We start from the raw sequence: 18,603 nt of genomic DNA, 5'->3' as shown, positions 1-18,603 counted from the left end.
TTGAAGGGGCGCTCTTCTGCCGTGCGGCGCGCCCAGCGGACGACGCTCGCTTACGGTGCCCCGTCCGCTTTGCGATGCACCCGCGCGATCCAGTCCGCCGGTTTGGCGATCTCCAGTTTGGTGGGGAGCGTGTTGGGCGAGGTCCAGACGCGATTGAAACCGTCCATGCCGACCTCCTCGACGACGGCCCGCACGAACCGCTCTCCGTCGCGGTACTGGCGCAGCTTGGCGTCCAGGCCGAGCAGCTTACGCAGCGCCTGGTCGAGCCGGCCCGCGCCGCTGGCCCGGCGCTTTTGGAACTTCTCGCGGATCTCGGCGACGGACGGCACGACGTCGGGGCCGACCCCGTCCATGACGAAATCGGCGTGGCCCTCCAGCAGGGACATCACGGCGGTGAGGCGGCTGAGGATCTCGCGCTGGGAGGGGGTCTGGACCAGGTCGACGAGGGAGTGGTTGCCGTCGTCGCCCTCCTCGCCCTCGGGCTTGGCGCCCGCCAGCGACTGGGCGGCCTCGCGCAGCCGCTCCAGGAGGGTGCCCGGGTCGATGTCGGTCTCGCCGAGGAACGACTGGATCTCGCCCTCGATGTGGTCGCGCAGCCAGGGCACCGCCGTGAACTGGGTGCGGTGCGTCTCCTCGTGGAGGCAGACCCACAGGCGGAAGTCGTGCGGGTCCACTTCGAGCTCCCGCTCGACGTGGACGATGTTGGGCGCCACCAGGAGGAGCCGGCCGCCCTGCGCTGCGGCGGGCAGGTCGCGGGAGGCGGGCGCGAACGTCTCGTACTGGCCGAGTACGCGGGAGGACAGGAACGACAGCAGCATGCCGAGCTCCACGCCGGTCACCTTGCCGCCCACCGCGCCGAGCACGGCGCCGCCGGGGACGGCGGCGCGGCGGTCCTCCATCTTGGCCAGCAGCGGCTTGAGGACGGCGCGGAAGCCGGCCACGTTCGCCTTGATCCAGCCGGGGCGGTCGACGACGAGCACCGGGGTGTCGTGCGGCGCCCCGCCCTCGGTGCCCGGCTGCGCCAGCCCCGTGAACGCGCGGACGTGTTCCTCGGAGGACTTGGCGTGGCGGCGTAGTTCGGCCACGATCGCGCGGGCCTCGTCGCGGCTCACCTCTGGGCCCGGCCGTACAAAGCGGGTTGCGGTCGCCACCGCCAGGTTCCAGTCGACCATCTCGGCTCCACCGATGCTCGTCATGGGTTCACCGTACGGGGCCGCCAGGCCCGGGGGTAGCCGACGTTGTCGCTGCGCTTGGCGGGCTTCCCACGTGTTCGGCTTTCCCGCCGTACTGGTTCTCGCCGTTGCGCCTGCGGCGGGCGTGGTTTTGTCGGGTGCGGTGCCACACCTCCGGACTCCGTCCTGCGGCGCGGCCCCTCCCACGGGTGGGTGGAAAAACGGGCCGGTGGCGGCGTGCGTTTCGGGTCAGGTGCACCTCGGATCCACAGGGCACAGCTGGCCCCGTACGTGCACTCCCACCGGCCTTTCTTTTCCCACCCCCAACGGGGAGGGGGCGGGCCGTAGCGGCGGAGCCGTGTAGGTCCGGTCCCGCAGCCGAACAGCCCCGCGCAGCGGCACCGCCCGCCGCAGGCGCCACGGCGAGGCGAGGCACGGCGGGAAAGACAAAAACGTGGGGCCAAGCCCCAAGCGCAGCGCTAGCGGCAACCGCAGTTGGCCACCGTCGAGGCGAGTTTGTCCAGGGCCTGCTGCGCGCCCTGTGGGTCCGTTGTGCCGCTGGTCATGAAGGCGAAGACCAGGAGGCGGCCGTCGGCGTCCACGACCGTGCCGGCCAGGGTGTTCACCCCGGTGAGGGTGCCGGTTTTGGCGCGTACGGCGCCGGCGCCCGCGGAGTTGCCGTAGCGGGTGCTGAGGGTGCCGGTGAAGGCGGCGACGGGGAGGCCGGTGACCACGGGGCGCAGGGCGGGCTTGTCGGAGGCGGAGGCGGCCAGGAGGAGGTGGGAGAGGAGGCCGGCGGAGACCTTGTCGGCGCGGTTCAGGCCGCTGCCGTCCGCGAAGGCGGCACCGGACAGGGGCAGGTGCTGGGCCGCCAGGGCGCTGTGTACGGCCTTGCCGGCGCCCGCGAAGCCGGCGGGCAGGCCGGAGGCGAGGGCGGTCTGGCGGGCCAGGGCCTCGGCGATGTCGTTGTCGCTGTAGGTGAGCATGCGCTCGACGAGGGCGGAGAGGGGCAGGGATGCGGCGGTGGCGAGGCGGTGGGCCGCCTTGGGGGCCTTGGTGCTCTTGGGGGCGCCGTCGACGGTGATGCCGCGGGCGTGGAGGAGGCCGGCGAAGGTACGGGCCGCGGCGGCGGCCGGGTCGCTTTCGCGGGGGGCGGTGCCGTGGTCGCTGTTGTCGAGGCGGGCTTCGTCGGTCATCAGGGCGGTGACCGGGGCGAGGTTCTCGTTCGGGCCGATGGGGTGCAGCGCCGGACCCGAGTAGGCCGAGGTGTCGTAGCCGAGCGAGACCTTGCTGATTTTTTGCTTCTTGAGGGCGCGGGCGGTGTCGTCGGCCAGGGTGCGGAGGTTCGCGGGCTGGTCGCCGCTGCCCTGCCGGGGTGCGCGGGCGGTGAGGGTGGGGTCGCCGCCGCCCACCAGGACGATGCGGTGGTCTCCGGGTTTCGCGGGGTTCCCGGCGACGACCGTGGTGTCGATGCGGTGGTCGGGGCCGAGGAGGGACAGCGCGGCCACGGCCGTGGCGAGTTTGACGGTGGAGGCGGGGGTGGCGGGGGTGCCCTGTTTGACGCCGTAGACCTCGCGGCCGGAGGTGACGTCCAGGACGGAGGCGCTGCGCAGCGGGCCGAGTTCGGGGGCCTTCATGAGCGGCGCGAGGGCGTCGGCCAGGCCCGCTCCGGTGGGTACGGGGGCGGCGCCCCGGCCGGACGGCATCCGGCTCCCCAGGGCGAGCAGTACGGGCGGCGCGGGCGGCGCGGGGCGCTCGGCCGCGTCGTGATGCTCGCCACCTGTGCCGGCCGCGGCGGCTGCGAGCGACCTTTCCGCCGTACGCTGACCGGAGTCCCAGGGACCGGCCGCCGCTACCGCGCCGGCCGCGACCGCGAGACCGGCCACGGCGGAGCCGGCCGTCAGCTGCCACGTCCGCTTCTGCTGGCGCGGTGCCCGCCGCCACCACTGGCGGGCAAAGAACCACTCGTCGGCCACGAACTGTGCGGCACCCCGCCCCGCGCCGGCTGCCGCCCGCACCGTGGACCGGCCCCAGCTGCCCCATTTGACCTGCCACGACCTGGTCTCCGGCACCTCGGACCAGCCCCTTTCGCGATCACACACCTGCGTGGGGGACACTTAATCACCAGACCTATGTGTTGATCATGGAGGAGTCACCCGTGGAGTTCGACGTCACCATCGAGATCCCGAAGGGTTCGCGGAACAAGTACGAGGTGGACCACGAGACCGGTCGGATCCGCCTGGACCGTCGACTCTTCACCTCGACCAGCTACCCGGCCGACTACGGCTTTGTCGAGAACACCCTGGGCGAGGACGGCGACCCGCTCGACGCCCTGGTCATCCTGGACGAGCCGACCTTCCCCGGTTGCCTCATCAAGTGCCGCGCCATCGGCATGTTCCGGATGACGGACGAGGCCGGCGGCGACGACAAGCTGCTGTGCGTGCCCGCGTCCGACCCGCGCGTGGAGCACCTGCGCGACATCCACCACGTGTCGGAGTTCGACCGCCTGGAGATCCAGCACTTCTTCGAGGTCTACAAGGACCTGGAGCCCGGCAAGTCCGTCGAGGGCGCCAACTGGGTCGGCCGCACCGAGGCCGAGGCGGAGATCGAGGCCTCGTACAAGCGTCTCGAGGCGCAGGGCGGCAAGCACTGACGCAGTCGGTGAATGGTCGCTGACGGCGGTTTTCCCGGGCCGCCGTGCGCCGTTTGACGCGCTCTGATTTTCGTACGTGAAGTACGCGAACGGGCGGCACCCGATCGAGGGTGCCGCCCGTTCGTGCGTGCCGGCGCGTCCGGGACGCCCAGGCGTCGGGAACGTCCGGAGCGGCTAGAAGCCGCGGGTCCGCTTCGCCGCCCGGCGGCCGCCCGCCTCCTCGATGCCCGGTGCCCGCAGGAACAGCCGGGCCACCTCGCCTCCGAGGTTCACGCCGACGGCGATGGCAAGCGCCAGCGAGGCCGCCTTGATCAGCGACGAGAAGCCGTCGATCAGATGCCCCTGGGCGAAGTTGAGCAGCCCGAAGTACGTGGCACTACCGGGCAGCAGCGGGCCGATGGCCGCGGTGACGTACGGCAGCGCGGACGCGTAGCGGTAGCGGGACAGCAGCTGGCCGAAGAGGCCGACCAGGCCGGCGGCGATGGCGGTGGAGGGCACCTCGTTGAAGTCGGCGGTGACCGCGAGGGCGCCGTAGACGACCCAGGCGACCCCGCCGTTCAACGTCGCGAACGCCACGGTGTGACGTTCCTGCTGAAGCAGCACACAGAACGCCAGCGCCAGCAGCATGGACGCCATGATCTGCACCAGCGGCTGGTTGTAGAGCTTGAACGACTGTTCCGGGTTGAGGTGCTTGAGGGCCGGGTTCAGCTGCAGCCCGACGTAGAGCACGGAGAGCACGCCGACGACGATGCCGACGACCAGATAGCCGACTTCCAGGAGGCGGGCGGAGGCGGTGATGTAGTAGCCGGTCAGGCCGTCCTGGACGGCCGCGACCAGCGCCCGCCCCGGGATCAGCGCGAACAGCCCACCGGTGATCACCGCGGACGCCTGCACGGTGGAGTGCGCCAGCCCGAAGGCCAGGCCCACCGCGGCGGGCGGCATCGCCGCGACCACGAACTGGTAGAACTCCGGCAGCCCGCGCCCGGACGCGAGCCAGGCCAGCCGGTCGCCCAGCATCGAGCCCACCGCGGCCGCGAAGAACACCAGCGCCCCGCCGCCGACCAGCATCGACGCCGCACCGGACAGCAGCCCGGACGCCAGTGTCAGCGCCCAGCTCGGATAGGGGTGGCGGTTACGCCGGATCTCGGCGAGACCGCGGTAGGCCTCCTCCAGCGTGATGCCTTCGGACGTGATCTCGTCGACGAGCCGGAACACCGCGGACAGCCGGTTGTAGTCGACGCCGCGCCGCCGCACCGTACGGCTGGCCGTGACGGGGTCCTCCACCAGCGACGGCTGGTACGAGATCGACAGCAGCGTGAAGGTGACGGTCGGCTCGACCCGCTCCAGCCCGTAGGCGTGCGCGACGCCGAACATCGCGGCCTCGACGTCCTCGGCGCCCTCGCCGCCGGCCAGCAGGATCTCGCCGATACGGAGGGTCATGTCGAGCACGCGGGGCACGGCGGGCCCGGTCTCGTCGGTGCGCTCCACCCGCTCCGGGACCGGCCGCTCATGGATCGGCATCCGCAGCATGGTGCGCATCCGGTCCTGCCAAGGGGCTTCCTTGGTAAGGCTGATGACGGGTATGCCGTGCGGCGGCGTGAAGGCGCTCACGGCGGTGGCACCGACCGGCATCGGGGTCTGCCCGGTGGTGCTGCCGGGCGCCACGAACGCCGACCCTTCCTGCTCGGCCGGCGCCTCCGGCTTCAGCCCCGGCGGCAGCGCAAATTCGGAGGTGGGGTGCTCGTCCTCCGGGGGCGGCGGATACGGGACCCCCAGCGGCGGGGTGAAGGCGCTGTGCGCTTCGTCCGACGCGGGCTTACGTTCCTCGCTGCCCTGCTCCGACACATGTGGATCCGACGCCACGGTTTGCCGCTCCTCGATGACCTCCTGGGGGTGGTTCTAGGACACCATGCCATGGTGCGCTTCGCTCAGGCGCCCCACGTTTTCGGCTTTCCCGCCGTGGTGGTTGTTCGCCGTGGCGCCTGCGGCCCCTCCGCTGCGCTTGGCGGCCCTCCCACGTTGTCGGCCGTCCCGCCGTGGGGGTTTGTCGCCGTTGCGCCTGCGGCGGGCGGTGCCGCTGCGCGGGGCTGTTCGGCTGCGGGACCGGCCCTACACGGCTCCGCCGCTACGGCCCGCCCCCTCCCCGTTGAGGGTGGGAAAAAGAAAGGCCGGTGGGCATCCACGTCAGTGGTCAGCTGTGCCCTGTGGATCCGAGGTGCACCTGACCCTCAACGTGCGCCCCCACCAGCCCGTCTTCCACCCACCCGTGGGAGGGGCCGCGCCGCAGGACGGAGTCCGGAGGTGTGGCACCGCACCCGACAAAACCACGCCCGCCGCAGGCGCAACGGCGAGAACCGGTACGGCGGGAAAGCCGAACACGTGGGGCCAAGACCAAGCGTCAGCGCCTCGCGTGGCGCCCCCGCCGCCCCTCGGCGCCGCCCAGCGGCTGGGCCGCCGCACCGGGCTCGCCCGCCGCGGCTTCCTTCTTGGCCTTGCCGCGGGCGCGCAGGTACTCGATGGCGATCGGCACCACGGAGACCAGCACGATCGCGATCAGGATCGCCTCGATGTTCTTGTGGACGAACGGGATGTTGCCCAGCACCGCGCCCAGCACCGTCACGCCCACGCCCCACAGCGCGCCGCCGATGAGGTTGAAGGTGAGGAAGGACCGGTAGTTCATCCGGCTCACGCCCGCGATGATCGGCGTGAAGGTCCGCACGATCGGCACGAAGCGGGCCAGGATCAGCGACTTCGGGCCGTACTTCTCGAAGAATTCATGCGCCTTCTCGACGTTCTCCTGCTTGAAGAGGCGGGAGTCCGGGCGCTTGAAGAGCGAGGGCCCCACCTTCCGGCCGAAGAGATAGCCCACCTGGTCGCCGAGGACCGCGGCAATGAGGATCAGCCCGCACACCAGCCACAGCGGCCGGTCCATCTTGTGCGTGGTCACCAGCAGACCGGTGGTGAACAGCAGGGCGTCGCCCGGCAGGAAGAAGCCGATCAGCAGACCGGACTCCGCGAAGACGATGACCAGCACGCCGATCAGGCCGAACGTCGCGATCAGATAGTCCGGGTCCAGCCATTGGGGGCCGAGCGCGAGAGTATTCACGGGGTGAAGGCTCCAGGGTCGAGGGCGCCGGATCGTGCGGTGCGACACGGGGTGCGACGGGGATGCAGGCGCTTGTGCGGCCCAAAACTATCAACGCCGGGTGAACCCCCGTGGTTCCAGTCGCGCCCCTGCGCACCCACCCGACCGCGCCCGACGGCTGGCAGCGCCCCCCGCGCCGGGTGATCCTGACCACAGGATCCACGCGGAGCCGCAAGGATCCACGCGGAGCCAGAAGGAGCCACACGGAGGTGCACCCCTATGGGCATCGAGGAGTACGGCGGCGGACAGCACTCCCAGTCCGACGTCCTGGTGGTCACGACGAACGACGTGCCGGGATTTCGCGTGGACCGGGTGATCGGCGAGGTCTTCGGCCTGACGGTGCGCTCCCGGCACCTGGGCAGCCAGATCGGCGCCGGCCTGAAGTCGATGATCGGCGGCGAGCTGCGGGGCCTGACCAAGACCCTCGTCGAGACCCGTAACCAGGCGATGGACCGCCTGATCGAACAGGCCCGTTCGCGCGGTGCGAACGGGGTGCTGATGTTCCGCTTCGACGTCACGGAGGCGGCGGATGTGGGCACGGAGGTGTGCGCCTACGGGACGGCCGTGGTCCTCGTCCCGGTGAGCTGACCCCCGCGCCCACCCGCCCGCCGTCACATGTGCCGTACGGCATTCGCCAGCATCGCGTCCCGCATGTACACGGCAAGTCCCGGCCGGATCGCCTCGTACGTGGCGGTGAACCGCTCATCCGCCACGTACATCTCCCCCAGCCCCGTGTGGATCTCGTACGTGCAGTCGTAGTGCGCCCCGCTGATGAACCGCCGGTGCTCCTCGGCCACGTCCATCGCCGCCTCGGACTCCGCCGCCACCCCCTGGGCCAGCAGGTCTGCCATCTTCCGGTGAATGGCGTCGAATTCCGCCGTCAGCCGCTTCCAGTCGTCCTTGGTGTACGAGGCCGTCCGCCGCCGCGACTCCTCATACGCGGCGCAACCGCCCCACCGCTCTTCGGCTTCCGCCTCGTACGCATCGGGGTCGAATTCCCCGAACACCTCGAACTTCTCCTCCGGTGTGAGCCGTACGTTCATCCTGCGTGCCTCCATCGCGTGTTCGACGGCGGCGGCCATCTCCTGGAGTTTGCCGATCCGCGTGCTCAGCAGGTGGTGCTGGCGCCGCAGATGTTCCTGCGGGTCCGCGTCCGGATCGTCCAGGAGGACGGCGACCTCGTCGAGCGGAAAGCCGAGCTCCCGGTAGAACAGAATCTGCTGCAGCCGGTCGAGATCGTCCTCGCCGTAGCGGCGGTGCCCGGCGTGATTACGCTCACTGGGCACCAGCAGCCCGATCTCGTCGTAGTGGTGCAAGGTCCGCACCGTGATCCCGGCGAACGCGGCCACCTGCCCCACCGAATAGCTCACTGCCCTCCGCCCCTTTCCCGTCGGCTTCTTCTGGCACGCACCTTTCTCTTCGGTACGCGCCGTGTCTTCGGTACGCACTCCACGATGTGTCCTCACGCCACGTGAGGTGCAAGCCCACATTCTGAAAGGGCGGTGAAGGAGCCGTTCGGCGGGTGAGATCCTGCCGCACATGCTGGGGATAACGGATCTGCCCACCTATTTGGCGGGCCTCGCGCTGATCATTCTTCTACCAGGTCCTAACTCGCTGTACGTCGTCTCCGTGGCGGCCCGGCGCGGCCCCCGCGTGGCGTACCGCGCCGCGCTCGGTGTCCTGTGCGGCGACACCGTACTGATGACCCTGTCGGCCGGCGGCGTGGCCTCGCTTCTGCAGACCACTCCGATCCTGTTCGCCATCGTGAAATTCGCCGGTGCGGGATATCTGACCTGGCTGGCGGTCGGGATGCTGCGCGGCGCCTGGTCCCTGTGGCGCGGCCGCGAGACCCGCCGGGCGGAGCGGGCGGGCGAGCCCGCGGCCCCCAGGGCGGCGAAGGAGACGGTCGAGCGCCCGTACCGCCGCGCCCTCGTGGTCAGCCTCCTCAACCCGAAGGCGATCCTCTTCTTCATCTCCTTCTTCGTGCAGTTCGTCGACCCGTCCTACGCGCACCCGGTCCTGTCGTTCCTCACGCTCGGCGCCTGGGCACAGCTCTTCAGCTTTACGTATCTCTCGATCCTGATCTTCAGCGGTACGTTCCTGGCGGCCACCTTCCGCCGCCGCCGCAAACTGACGGCCGGCCTGTCGGCGGGCGCCGGGGCGGCGTTCCTCGGCTTCGCGGCGAAGCTGTCGCTGGCCGGCGCCGCGAACTGACCGCCCGGGGCGGGCCCTCAACTGCGCCCGCCCCCACCGGACGACCATTTGTTCAGCCGCCTGACGGACTCCTCCATCCGCTCACGTTTGGCGTCGCGCCACTCCTCGGCGCTGAGCACATACGGCCGTACGAGGCGGCTGTCGGCGCTGCACAGCACGAGCAGGCCGGGCGGCACCCGCCGTACGCGCACCAGGTGGCGTTGCTTCATCGGCGGCTCCATTCGGCAAGTGGTGGCAGCGGTCGGGCCATTGACCGCCCGTCGCCGGCCGCGACCTGGCATCAGCCGACGCAGCAGCGGCTCGAAAAGCCTGCGGACAAGACCGGTCACGCCGCCGTCTCCTCGGCGGCTTTACGGAGCGCCTGGGCCAGCTTGCGGGCGGTGGCCGCGTTGCAATTCCCGAGGGCGACGAGCGGGACGCCGTAACTGCCCGCGAAACTCGGCAGATCGACGCCGAGCGACGGCAGCGTGATGCCGTTGGCCCGGAGCGCGGCGAGAAGCAATTCAGCACTCTCGTGTACGTCCTCGTGGTGGTCGGACATGCGTCGTACGCCTTCCTGTGCGCATTGTGACGATTCCCTTACAGACTGACGTCACCCGACGTAGCGTGGAAGGCACTGGGGTTGCGCACGGCAATCCGGAAAAAGCGGTGGTGAACCATGCCTCCTCGTAAGGATCCCGACGCATCAGCAAGCGTTCCCTGCTTCTACGGCGCCGAGTTGCGCTATCTGAGGGAAGAAGCGAGCCTCACGCTCGAACAGTTAGCGGACGGCAGCTTCCGCGGCATCTCGTTCCTCAGCCAGATCGAGCGGGGAGAGCGGGGAATGCCGCTGGATCTGGCCAGACATGTGGACGAGAAGCTCGAGACGAACGGGTTCTTCGAGCGCCGTTGTGAAGATGCGGCCAAGGCGCGGCGGCTCGGGCATCCGCCGTACTTCGCAGACATTCCGGAGCTGGAGAAAGGCGCCTTGTCCATCGAGGACTGGGCGCCTGCCGTCATTCCGGGCCTGTTGCAGACCAAGGCGTACAACCGGCAGCTCATCCACAGCGCGCGGCCGTGGGAGGGATCCGAAGTCGTCGAGGAGAAGGTCCGTGCACGTCAGAAGCGCGCAGAGATGTGGAAATACAAGGACCGCCCTGAGTACTGGGCGATCTTGCGCGAGGACCTGATCCGCAAGCCACTGCTCCCGCCCGAGGAGATGGCCGAGCAACTGGATCACATGGCCGAGGTGATCCGGTCGACACGAAGCGTGCTCCAAGTCCTCCCTGAAACGGTCGTCGGCCATCCGCTCATCATGGGGCTGGCCAAGGTCATGACCTTCCGGGATGCGCCACCGCTCGTCTGGACCGAAGGCGAGCATGACGGCCAAGTAATCGACTATCCACCCTTCGTGACGGGTTATCGGAAGTCGTACGATCGGCTCAGGGCCGCCGCACTTCCACCTGAGGCGTCCCTGGCCATGATCGAAGAAGCGGCAAGGGGCTACAGAAATGAAGCGCAGCAAGGGGATTGACCTCACCTCAGCCACCTGGCGCAAGAGCAGCCACAGCAACCCGGACGGCGCCAACTGCCTGGAAGTGGCCGAGGATTTCCTCGGCGCCGCCACCTGGCGTAAAAGCAGTTACAGCAACCCAGACGGCGCAGACTGCCTCGAGGTCCGTGACGACCTCCCCGGCCTCGTCCCCGTCCGTGACAGCAAGGACCCCCACGGCCCGGCGCTCCTCTTCCCGGCCGCCGGATGGTCGTCCTTCGTCACCGCCATCAAGGGCGACGCGCTGACGGGCGCCTGAGCCACCACGGAATTCCGCCAGAGCCACGGCCCCCGTGCCCTCACGGGGGCCGTCGGCGTCCTTGCGCGCCCGTCCGCCCCGCCCCTCTGGCCGAACCCCGGAGGCCCCGTACCCCTCACGCCCCTATTGTCGGCTTCCAGGAGGTACGTCCATGTCCACGCCCTCGCCGCCGTCTCCGGCCACACCGCCGCCCCCGCATGTGAACGTCGCCGTCATCTACTACTCCTCGACCGGCACCGTCGCCGAGCTCGCCCGGGTGATCGCGGACACCGCCGAGCACGAGGGGGCGGAGGTGCGGCTGCGGCGGGCCGCCGAGCTGGCGCCGCAGGTGGCCATTGACGCCAATCCGGCGTGGGCGGCGAATGCCAGGGCGACGGCCGACATTCTCGAGGCGGCGCCCGAGGACATGCTCTGGGCGGACGCGGTGATCTTCGGTACGCCCACCCGCTTCGGCAATGTGACCTCGCAGCTCAAGCAGTTCCTCGACACCCTGGGCGGCCACTGGCAGCAGGGCCATCTGGCCGACAAGGTCTACAGCGGGTTCACCGCGAGTGCGACCAAGCACGGCGGCCAGGAGTCCACCCTCCTCGCCCTCTACAACACCATCCACCACTTCGGCGGCATCCTCGTGGCGCCCGGATACACCGACCCGGCGAAGTTCGCCGACGGGAACCCGTACGGCACCTCGCATGTCGGCGGGCCGGACACCCCGGTCGACGACGAGGCGCGCACCGCCGCCCGTATCCAGGCGAAGCGCGTCGTGAAATTCACCAGAGCCATCAAGTCCGGCCTCACGCAGGCTGGTTGACCGGGGGGACGCGACAGCCATGACTCTCCACAAGGGCGCCTCGGAACGCGACCTGCGGCACATCAGCCACCCGGTCAACCCCTTCTACGGCGAGGCCGACCCGGTGGCGGGCCTGAGCACCTCGCCCCCGCGGCACACGCTGCCCGACGGTCCGATCTCCCCGCACACCGCCTATCAGTTCGTGCACGACGAGCTGATGCTGGACGGCAACTCCCGGCTCAATCTGGCGACCTTCGTCACCACCTGGATGGAGCCGCAGGCCGGCATCCTGATGTCCGAGTGCCGCGACAAGAACATGATCGACAAGGACGAGTATCCGCGCACCGCCGAGCTGGAGCGGCGGTGTGTGGCAATGCTCGCCGACCTGTGGCACGCGCCCGACCCGGCGTCGACGGTCGGCTGCTCGACCACCGGGTCGAGTGAGGCCTGCATGCTCGCCGGGCTGGCCCTCAAACGGCGCTGGATGAACGCCAATGGGGACCGGTATCCGGGCAGCGCCCGGCCCAACCTCGTCATGGGCGCCAACGTCCAGGTCTGCTGGGACAAGTTCTGCAACTTCTGGGAGGTCGAGGCGCGCCAGGTGCCGATGGAGGGCGACCGCTTCCACCTCGACGCGGAGACCGCCGCCGGCCTCTGCGACGAGAACACCATCGGCGTCGTCGCCGTCCTCGGCTCCACCTTCGACGGGTCCTACGAGCCGGTGGCCGAGATCTGCGCGGCACTCGACGAGCTGCAGGAACACAAGGGCTGGGACATCCCGGTCCATGTGGACGGCGCGTCCGGTGCCATGATCGCGCCGTTCCTCGACCCGGAGCTGGTGTGGGACTTCCAGCTGCCGCGGGTCGCCTCCGTCAACACCTCCGGGCACAAGTACGGGCTGGTCTACCCGGGCGTCGGCTGGGTGCTGTGGCGCAGCCACGAGGCGCTGCCGGAGGAGCTGGTCTTCCGCGTCAACTATCTGGGCGGCGATATGCCGACCTTCGCGCTCAACTTCTCCCGGCCCGGCGCCCAGGTCGCCGCCCAGTACTACACCTTCCTGCGGCTGGGCCGGGCCGGCTTCCGCGCCGTACAGCAGGCGGCCCGCGACGTGGCCCGCTCGATGGCCGAACGGATCGACGCGCTGGGCGACTTCCGCCTGCTCACCCGCGGCGACGAGCTGCCGGTCTTCGCCTTCACCACCGCGGACGGCGTCAAGGCCTTCGACGTCTTCGATGTGTCCCGGCGGATGAAGGAGCGCGGCTGGCTGATTCCCGCCTACACCTTCCCGCCGCACCGTGAGGACCTGTCCGTCCTGCGGATCGTCTGCCGCAACGGCTTCTCCCACGACCTGGCCGACATGTTCCTCGCGGACCTGGACGAGCTGCTGCCCGAATTCCGCGGTCAGCCGGGCCCGTTGCAGCGGCCGGAAGGCGTGGCGACGGCGTTCCACCACTGAGCGCCGGCTGCGAGGCGGCCCGGCGGGCCCGGCAGGCTCGGCGGGCCCGAAGCAACCAATCGGGCGCCAACCCCCTCTTCCCGGGAAATCGCATCGAGGGGGAAGCGCCGTGGGGTGGTCACGTATCACGGTCGCCGCGGTGTGCGGCGGGATGTTGGTGTGTGCTGTGGGCGCGTCCGGTGCCGCGGCGGCCGACGACGGCAGCCGCGCCAAGAAGAAGCCGCACCTGCTGTACGAGACCTTCGGGGAGCGGCCCGGCCAGCTCGTCGACCTGGAAGTGGCCGGCGTCAGAACGCGGCACGAGAAGGTCGTCGTGAGCTCCCCGGCGTTCGCGCACGCCGCCCGGCTCGCCTACCAGCGGGACCTGACGTCGGAGCCCTATTGGGGCCTCAGGTACGGCGCGCGGACCGCGATCGCGATGAAGGCCACGCCGGGCACGTACCCGCTCACGGTCAAGATCGCCGGACGCGTCACGGAGCGGGGCACGGTCCGCGTGGTGGCGGCGCCGCGGCCCTCGTTCGATGTGAGCGGCTCCATGGACGGGGTACGCCCCGGCGAAACGGTCGGGCTCTCCTTCGACGACCTGTATCCGGGGGAGACCGGCAGTTCCTTCACGGTGCACTCGAAGGCGTTCAAGGCGCCGGTCCCGCTCAAACATGACAAGAACGGCGGCGACTGGAGCATTCCACGGATGTTCGTGGCCGTGCCGAGCGTGCTGCAGGACGCCAAGGACGGTACGTACAAGGTGGTGCTGACCGGACCGAAGGGGCGGCGGATCGCCGAGCGCCGGCTCATCGTTCGGGCGTCCCGGCCCGGCGACTATGACTACAAGGGCAAGGGCCGCGGCCCCGAGTTCTTCCGGCCGCACGGCGGCCCCGACGACTCCGCCCCCCGCTTCCGCGTCAAGGCCGGCGGCCGGGTGCAGGTGGTGTGGCGGGACGCCTCGCCCGACCCGGGCGAGGAAGGGCGGCTGACCGCGACCTCCCCGGCGTTCGAGGCGCCGGTGCGGCTGGCGCGGGACGACAGCAAGGCGAGCGACGGCGATGACCCGCGCTACTACGGTCCGGCCAGGATCCGGTCCGGCCTGGGCAGCGGCAGCTATCCCGTGACGGTCGTCAGCCACCACGGGCGGGTCAAGCGGAGCAGCCGGCTCGTCGTGACGGCGGTGCCGGGGCACCACAGCGACAAGCCTGGGCACCGGAGCGATCGCGGGGGCATCCCGGCGATGGCGGGCATCGGCGCCGGCGCGGGGACGCTGGCGGCGGGTGGGGCCGCCGTCATGCTGGTCCGGACCCGGCGGGCTCGGGCCGATGCTTCCCGCTGACCGGCCCGAGCACCCGGCCGCCCAACTCCCGTCCGTCCAGGGCGGTTTGGCGATCCGCTCGGGCACCGCGCCCGCCGCGCGGAGCGGTCAGCGACCGTCGCCGGACCGCCGCGACTCCCCGGACCGCACCGGCTCCCCCGGCCGCGCCGACTCCTCGGCCCGCCGCTCCCCCCGCTTCGCTCCCCCCGTCGCGTACGGGTTCTCCTCGCCCTCCGCGAGCACGCCCACGAACGGCTCCCCCTCCCCCGCGAAGACATACGCCCCGCCCTCGATCCGCTCGATCAGCCCCCGGGTCCACTGCGCACCGCTGTCCGCGGAGCACACCCACATGTTCATGATCTCGCCGATGTGGCCGAGCTGTCCGGGCCCTTCCTCGGGCGTGTAGTACTCGGTGACCGTGCTACGCCACTCCTCCAGCGCCCGCACCCGCTCCTTGAGCAGCGCCACCGCCTCGGCCCGCGGCAGATCGAGGAGGAAACCGATGCCGGCGCTCAGCACGTCGGCCTTCTGGTCGTGCTGCGAGAGTGCCGCGCGCAGCAGCGTGAAGAATTCCGCCTCGCCCGCCTCGGTCAGCTCGTATTCGGTACGGGGCGGACCGCCGGCGGTGCTGGGCGCGATGTCATGGGCGATCAGCAGGCCTTGCTTCGCCATCTGCTTGAGCGCGTGATAGATCGACCCCGGCTTGGCGTTGGACCACTCATGGGCGCCCCAGTACTCCAGGTCGTTACGCACCTGATAGCCGTGCGCCCGCCCGTGCTGCCGCACGGCGCCCAACACCAACAGCCGGATCGCCGACATCGTCTCTCAACCCCTTACGCGCCTTCGCCGCCAGCGTAGACGGGCGCGCCCCCGCTACCCCTCCTGCGCCTGTCGCTCCTCGTCCACCAGCGCAAAGGCCGTCTTGCCGTCCAGGGACTCGCGGATGATGTCGGCGTGACCCGCGTGCCGGGCGGTCTCCTCGATCAGATGCAGCACCAGCCAGCGCATCGACTGCCGGGCCTGCGGCGGGTACCACGGCGCCTCCGGCAGCGGGAAGGTGTCGTTCAGGCTCGGTACGGCGCGGATGAACTCCTCCGTCAGCCGCGCGACCTTGTCCCAGTAGGCCAGCACGCCGGCGAGCGTTTCGCCGTCCTCCAGCCGGAAGCTCAGATGCCAGGTGTCCTGGTCTCGTGCGACGGTCGGCGGCAGCTCCTGGGCCATCTCGACCCAGCGCTGTTCGACCTCCGCGACATGCTTGACCAGCCCGCCCAGCGTCAGCTCGCTGGCGCTGGGCCGGTCCGTGGCCTGCTCCTCGGTCAGCCCCAGGACCGCCCGCCGCAGCCCGCCGCGCTGCGCCTCCAGGAAGGCCAGCAGCGCGCCGCGCTCGTCACCCTCGGCCTCGGCAAGAACATGAGTGGGCATAACAGCCGCCTTTCGTGGCGTCCACCGGCGGACGGCCCCGTGCCGTCCGCCTTCCGACACCCCTCACGCTACGAACCAATGAGGTCAGTAGGTGTCCTCATTGACCAAACTCGTCTCGCCGCTGGCAGAACGCCGCTGTCCGAACGCTGTCAGAACGGGAACTGCGACCGCCCGTGCTGAATGGAGATCCACTTCGTCGTGGTGAACGCCTCCACCATCGCGTCCCCGTTCAGCCGCCCCACCCCGGAGCTCTTCTCGCCGCCGAAGGGCACGATCGGCTCGTCGTGCACCGTGCCGTCGTTGATGTGAATCATTCCGGTGTCGATGCGCTTGGCGAACCGCACGCCGCGCTCGATGTCCCCGGTGTGCACGGCGCCGCTGAGCCCGTAGGGCGTGGAGTTGGTGAGCCGTACGGCCTCGTCGTCACCGTCGAAGGGAATCAGCAGCACCACCGGGCCGAAGATCTCCTGGGCGAGCAGCGGGGAGTCCTCCGGCAGGCCGCCCAGCACGCTCGGCGCGACGAGGGTGCCCCGGGTCTCGCCGTGGAGGAGCGCCGAGGCCCCGTCGGCGACGGCCCGGTCCACCAGCGCGGCGATGGCCTCGGCCTGGCCCTCGTTGATCAGCGGGCCGATATGGGTGCCCGGGTCGGTGGGGTCGCCCACCTTCAGGGTCGCGATCTTGGCGACGAACTTCTCGGTGAACTCCTGCTCCACGGCCCGGTCCACGAGCACGCGGTTGGCGGCCATGCAGACCTGGCCCTGGTGGATGAAGCGGCTGAAGACGGCCGCGTCGACGGCGTAGTCGATGTCGGCGTCGTCGAGGACGACCAGCGCGCTGTTGCCGCCCAGCTCCAGAACCGCGTGCTTGAAGTGGGCGGCGGCGACCGTCGCGACATGGCGGCCGACCTTCTCCGAGCCGGTGAAGGAGATGGTCTTGGGCACCGGGTGCTCGATCAGCGCATCCCCGATCTCGGCGATGTCGGTGACCACGACGTTGAGCAGCCCGGCCGGCAGCCCGGCCTCCTCGAAGATCTTGGCGACCAGTCCGCCGCCGCAGATCGGGGTGTTCTGGTGCGGCTTGAGGACGACGGCGTTGCCCAGCGCGAGGGCGGGCGCGACGGACTTGAGGGAGAGGAGGAAGGGGAAGTTGAACGGGCTGATCACGCCGACGACGCCGACCGGCAGCCGGTAGAGGCGGTTCTCCTTGCCGTCAATGGGCGAGGGCAGGATCCGGCCTTCGGCGCGCAGCGCCAGCTGGATCGCCTCACGCAGGAATTCCCGTGCGAGATGCAGCTCGAAGCCCACCTTGGCATGGGTGCCGCCGACCTCCGCGGCGATGGCCGCGCCCAGCTCCGCCTCGCGGTCGTCGATGATCCGCAGCGCCCGCTCGAAGACCAGCCGGCGGGTGTACGGATTGGTGGCGCCCCACTCCCGCTGTGCCCGCTCCGCGGCACGGTAGGCCTGGTCGATCTCCTCGACCGTGGCCACGGTTATGGAGGACAGCTTCTCGCCGTTGTACGGGTTGAAATCGACGATGTCCCAAGAGCCGCTGCCCGAGCGCCACTCGCCGTCGATGAACTGATAGGCCAACTCGTCGAAGTAGGACATGCCATCCCGATCTGGAGAACAGGGCGCTCAGGGCGCCGCATTGGGGGGTGCTGACTCCTGATGGTTTTTCATCCTACCCACGCGTCACATCAGTTGGAGGAGACCACGCAACAGGTCACGGGTCTCGGCCGGATTCGGCCCCTCCTCCCGCAGCCGGTCCATCGCCCGTGCGTACTGGGCCACTTCCTCGGGCTTGTCCACGTACAGCGCGCTGGTCAGCTGTTCCAGATAGACGATGTCCGGCAGCCCCGAATCCGGGAAGCCGAGCATGGTGAACGCTCCGCTCTCCGCCGCATGCCCGCCGAAGCTGAACGGCATCACCTGAAGGTGCACATTCGGCCGTTCGGACACCTCGATCAGATGCCGCAACTGCTCGCGCATTACCGCGCGTTCACCATAAGGACGGCGCAGCGCCGCCTCATCCAGCACACAGTGGAATTCCGCGGGGCGCTCGGCCACCAGCAGCTTCTGGCGCTCCAGTCGCAGCGCGACCCGGCGGTCTATATCGGCGGGGCCGGCACCGGGCATTCCGCTCTTGACGACGGCATGTGCATAGTCCTCGGTCTGCAACAGTCCGTGGATGAACTGGACTTCGTAGTTGCGGATGAGGGAAGTCGAACCCTCCAGGCCGACATACGTCTGGAACCATCCGGGCAGTACATCGGTGTAACTGTGCCACCAGCCCGTGGCGTTGGCCTCACGGGCGAGCGAGAGCAGGGCGTCGCGCTCCTGCTCGTCCCCGACCCCGTACAGCGAGAGCAGATCCTCCACATCCCGCGCCTTGAAGCTCACCCGCCCCAATTCCATGCGGCTGATCTTGGATTCGGACGCCCGGATCGAGTAGCCGGCCGCCTCGCGGGTTATGCCGCGCGATTCACGAAGCCTGCGGAGCTGCGACCCCAGCAGGATGCGCCGCACCACCGATCCGCTCGACTCACCTTCGGACACCTCTCAGACCCTCCTGTGACCCACCCCGTCCAATGGTGCGCCGCAGTCTGCCACGTCCAGGCTCCGTTGAGTGCTCGTGCAGTTACTGATATGTGACTTCCGCGCA

At 70.0% G+C, this 18,603-nt stretch carries 19 protein-coding genes; 8 read left to right on the top strand and 11 right to left on the bottom strand.

Features of this window, described 5'->3' with window-relative positions; genetic code table 11:
* Positions 1–50 precede the first annotated feature (50 nt).
* Both ACZ4S3_RS24125 and dacB read right to left on the bottom strand, forming a co-directional pair.
* Complete coding sequence (locus ACZ4S3_RS24125) at positions 51–1,196, bottom strand: zinc-dependent metalloprotease (protein WP_467937440.1); 1,146 nt, start codon at positions 1,194–1,196, stop codon at positions 51–53.
* A 455-nt stretch (positions 1,197–1,651) separates the two neighbouring features.
* On the bottom strand, positions 1,652–3,244 hold the full coding sequence (gene dacB, locus ACZ4S3_RS24120; protein ID WP_467937438.1) for a D-alanyl-D-alanine carboxypeptidase/D-alanyl-D-alanine endopeptidase: 1,593 nt from the start codon (positions 3,242–3,244) through the stop codon (positions 1,652–1,654).
* Positions 3,245–3,330: 86 nt separating this feature from the next.
* Here dacB and ACZ4S3_RS24115 point away from each other — a divergent pair, with 86 nt between their 5' ends.
* On the top strand, positions 3,331–3,825 hold the full coding sequence (locus ACZ4S3_RS24115; RefSeq protein ID WP_030077125.1) for an inorganic diphosphatase: 495 nt from the start codon (positions 3,331–3,333) through the stop codon (positions 3,823–3,825).
* Positions 3,826–3,999: 174 nt separating this feature from the next.
* On the opposite strand, the gene ACZ4S3_RS24110 is transcribed toward ACZ4S3_RS24115, so the two are convergent.
* On the bottom strand, positions 4,000–5,688 hold the full coding sequence (locus ACZ4S3_RS24110) for a threonine/serine exporter family protein (protein ID WP_467937436.1): 1,689 nt from the start codon (positions 5,686–5,688) through the stop codon (positions 4,000–4,002).
* 535 nt (positions 5,689–6,223) lie between these two features.
* On the bottom strand, positions 6,224–6,931 hold the full coding sequence (locus ACZ4S3_RS24105) for a DedA family protein (protein WP_467937435.1): 708 nt from the start codon (positions 6,929–6,931) through the stop codon (positions 6,224–6,226).
* Positions 6,932–7,189: 258 nt separating this feature from the next.
* On the opposite strand from ACZ4S3_RS24105, the gene ACZ4S3_RS24100 reads away from it, so the two are divergent.
* Entirely contained in the window at positions 7,190–7,558 is a 369-nt protein-coding gene (locus tag ACZ4S3_RS24100; protein ID WP_467937434.1) for a YbjQ family protein, read from the top strand.
* A gap of 23 nt (positions 7,559–7,581) precedes the next feature.
* Here the strand turns inward: ACZ4S3_RS24100 and ACZ4S3_RS24095 are convergent, their stop codons facing one another.
* A complete protein-coding gene (locus ACZ4S3_RS24095; protein WP_467937432.1) occupies positions 7,582–8,340 on the bottom strand; it encodes a MerR family transcriptional regulator in 759 nt (252 codons plus the stop codon).
* 169 nt (positions 8,341–8,509) lie between these two features.
* Between ACZ4S3_RS24095 and leuE the strand changes: the two genes are divergently transcribed.
* Positions 8,510–9,184, top strand: coding sequence for a leucine efflux protein LeuE (gene leuE, locus ACZ4S3_RS24090; RefSeq protein ID WP_467937431.1), 675 nt, complete (start codon positions 8,510–8,512; stop codon positions 9,182–9,184).
* A 17-nt stretch (positions 9,185–9,201) separates the two neighbouring features.
* On the opposite strand, the gene ACZ4S3_RS24085 is transcribed toward leuE, so the two are convergent.
* Together ACZ4S3_RS24085 and ACZ4S3_RS24080 are read right to left on the bottom strand one after the other, a co-directional pair.
* The gene (locus ACZ4S3_RS24085) at positions 9,202–9,393 is read right to left on the bottom strand and encodes a hypothetical protein (RefSeq protein ID WP_467937429.1); all 192 of its coding nucleotides are present in this window, start codon (positions 9,391–9,393) and stop codon (positions 9,202–9,204) included.
* A 116-nt stretch (positions 9,394–9,509) separates the two neighbouring features.
* Positions 9,510–9,725: a hypothetical protein gene (locus tag ACZ4S3_RS24080; protein WP_467937428.1), complete on the bottom strand. Its 216-nt coding sequence runs from the start codon at positions 9,723–9,725 to the stop codon at positions 9,510–9,512.
* Between the two features lie 117 nt (positions 9,726–9,842).
* On the opposite strand from ACZ4S3_RS24080, the gene ACZ4S3_RS24075 reads away from it, so the two are divergent.
* The 5 genes from ACZ4S3_RS24075 to ACZ4S3_RS24055 all read left to right on the top strand — a co-directional run bounded on the left by ACZ4S3_RS24075 (position 9,843) and on the right by ACZ4S3_RS24055 (position 14,541).
* Positions 9,843–10,697, top strand: a complete 855-nt coding sequence (locus ACZ4S3_RS24075) for a helix-turn-helix domain-containing protein (RefSeq protein WP_467937426.1) — start codon at positions 9,843–9,845, stop codon at positions 10,695–10,697.
* A complete protein-coding gene (locus ACZ4S3_RS24070; RefSeq protein ID WP_467937424.1) occupies positions 10,675–10,974 on the top strand; it encodes a DUF397 domain-containing protein in 300 nt (99 codons plus the stop codon). Before ACZ4S3_RS24075 ends, ACZ4S3_RS24070 begins: the two co-directional genes overlap by 23 nt.
* 151 nt (positions 10,975–11,125) lie before the next feature.
* Positions 11,126–11,782 (top strand): NAD(P)H:quinone oxidoreductase, encoded by a 657-nt coding sequence (gene wrbA / locus ACZ4S3_RS24065; protein WP_467937422.1) that lies wholly within the window; start codon positions 11,126–11,128, stop codon positions 11,780–11,782.
* A 19-nt stretch (positions 11,783–11,801) separates the two neighbouring features.
* Positions 11,802–13,217, top strand: coding sequence for a glutamate decarboxylase (locus ACZ4S3_RS24060; protein WP_467937420.1), 1,416 nt, complete (start codon positions 11,802–11,804; stop codon positions 13,215–13,217).
* A 109-nt stretch (positions 13,218–13,326) separates the two neighbouring features.
* Positions 13,327–14,541, top strand: coding sequence for a hypothetical protein (locus ACZ4S3_RS24055; protein WP_467937419.1), 1,215 nt, complete (start codon positions 13,327–13,329; stop codon positions 14,539–14,541).
* 87 nt (positions 14,542–14,628) lie between these two features.
* On the opposite strand, the gene ACZ4S3_RS24050 is transcribed toward ACZ4S3_RS24055, so the two are convergent.
* From ACZ4S3_RS24050 to ACZ4S3_RS24035, 4 genes are all read right to left on the bottom strand, one after another.
* The gene (locus ACZ4S3_RS24050) at positions 14,629–15,339 is read right to left on the bottom strand and encodes a PadR family transcriptional regulator (protein ID WP_467937417.1); all 711 of its coding nucleotides are present in this window, start codon (positions 15,337–15,339) and stop codon (positions 14,629–14,631) included.
* 54 nt (positions 15,340–15,393) lie between these two features.
* Positions 15,394–15,942: a DinB family protein gene (locus ACZ4S3_RS24045; protein WP_467937416.1), complete on the bottom strand. Its 549-nt coding sequence runs from the start codon at positions 15,940–15,942 to the stop codon at positions 15,394–15,396.
* A gap of 149 nt (positions 15,943–16,091) precedes the next feature.
* Positions 16,092–17,549 (bottom strand): aldehyde dehydrogenase family protein, encoded by a 1,458-nt coding sequence (locus tag ACZ4S3_RS24040; RefSeq protein ID WP_467937414.1) that lies wholly within the window; start codon positions 17,547–17,549, stop codon positions 16,092–16,094.
* A gap of 84 nt (positions 17,550–17,633) precedes the next feature.
* Complete coding sequence (locus ACZ4S3_RS24035) at positions 17,634–18,497, bottom strand: helix-turn-helix domain-containing protein (protein ID WP_467937412.1); 864 nt, start codon at positions 18,495–18,497, stop codon at positions 17,634–17,636.
* Positions 18,498–18,603: the final 106 nt, after the last annotated feature.

The organism is Streptomyces sp. NPDC028368 (assembly GCF_055565615.1).
This window is presented reverse-complemented; position numbering and strand designations above follow the sequence as displayed.

Excerpts from the sequence above, each read along its gene's own strand:
- ACZ4S3_RS24125 (WP_467937440.1), bottom strand. The coding sequence starts at position 1,196 with ATGACGAGCATCGGTGGAGCCGAGATGGTCGACTGGAACCTGGCGGTG.
- ACZ4S3_RS24100 (WP_467937434.1), top strand. The coding sequence starts at position 7,190 with ATGGGCATCGAGGAGTACGGCGGCGGACAGCACTCCCAGTCCGACGTC.
- leuE (WP_467937431.1), top strand. The coding sequence starts at position 8,510 with ATGCTGGGGATAACGGATCTGCCCACCTATTTGGCGGGCCTCGCGCTG.
- ACZ4S3_RS24085 (WP_467937429.1), bottom strand. The coding sequence starts at position 9,393 with ATGAAGCAACGCCACCTGGTGCGCGTACGGCGGGTGCCGCCCGGCCTG.
- ACZ4S3_RS24080 (WP_467937428.1), bottom strand. The coding sequence starts at position 9,725 with ATGTCCGACCACCACGAGGACGTACACGAGAGTGCTGAATTGCTTCTC.
- ACZ4S3_RS24075 (WP_467937426.1), top strand. The coding sequence starts at position 9,843 with ATGCCTCCTCGTAAGGATCCCGACGCATCAGCAAGCGTTCCCTGCTTC.
- ACZ4S3_RS24070 (WP_467937424.1), top strand. The coding sequence starts at position 10,675 with ATGAAGCGCAGCAAGGGGATTGACCTCACCTCAGCCACCTGGCGCAAG.
- wrbA (WP_467937422.1), top strand. The coding sequence starts at position 11,126 with ATGTCCACGCCCTCGCCGCCGTCTCCGGCCACACCGCCGCCCCCGCAT.
- ACZ4S3_RS24060 (WP_467937420.1), top strand. The coding sequence starts at position 11,802 with ATGACTCTCCACAAGGGCGCCTCGGAACGCGACCTGCGGCACATCAGC.
- ACZ4S3_RS24050 (WP_467937417.1), bottom strand. The coding sequence starts at position 15,339 with ATGTCGGCGATCCGGCTGTTGGTGTTGGGCGCCGTGCGGCAGCACGGG.
- ACZ4S3_RS24045 (WP_467937416.1), bottom strand. The coding sequence starts at position 15,942 with ATGCCCACTCATGTTCTTGCCGAGGCCGAGGGTGACGAGCGCGGCGCG.
- ACZ4S3_RS24040 (WP_467937414.1), bottom strand. The coding sequence starts at position 17,549 with ATGTCCTACTTCGACGAGTTGGCCTATCAGTTCATCGACGGCGAGTGG.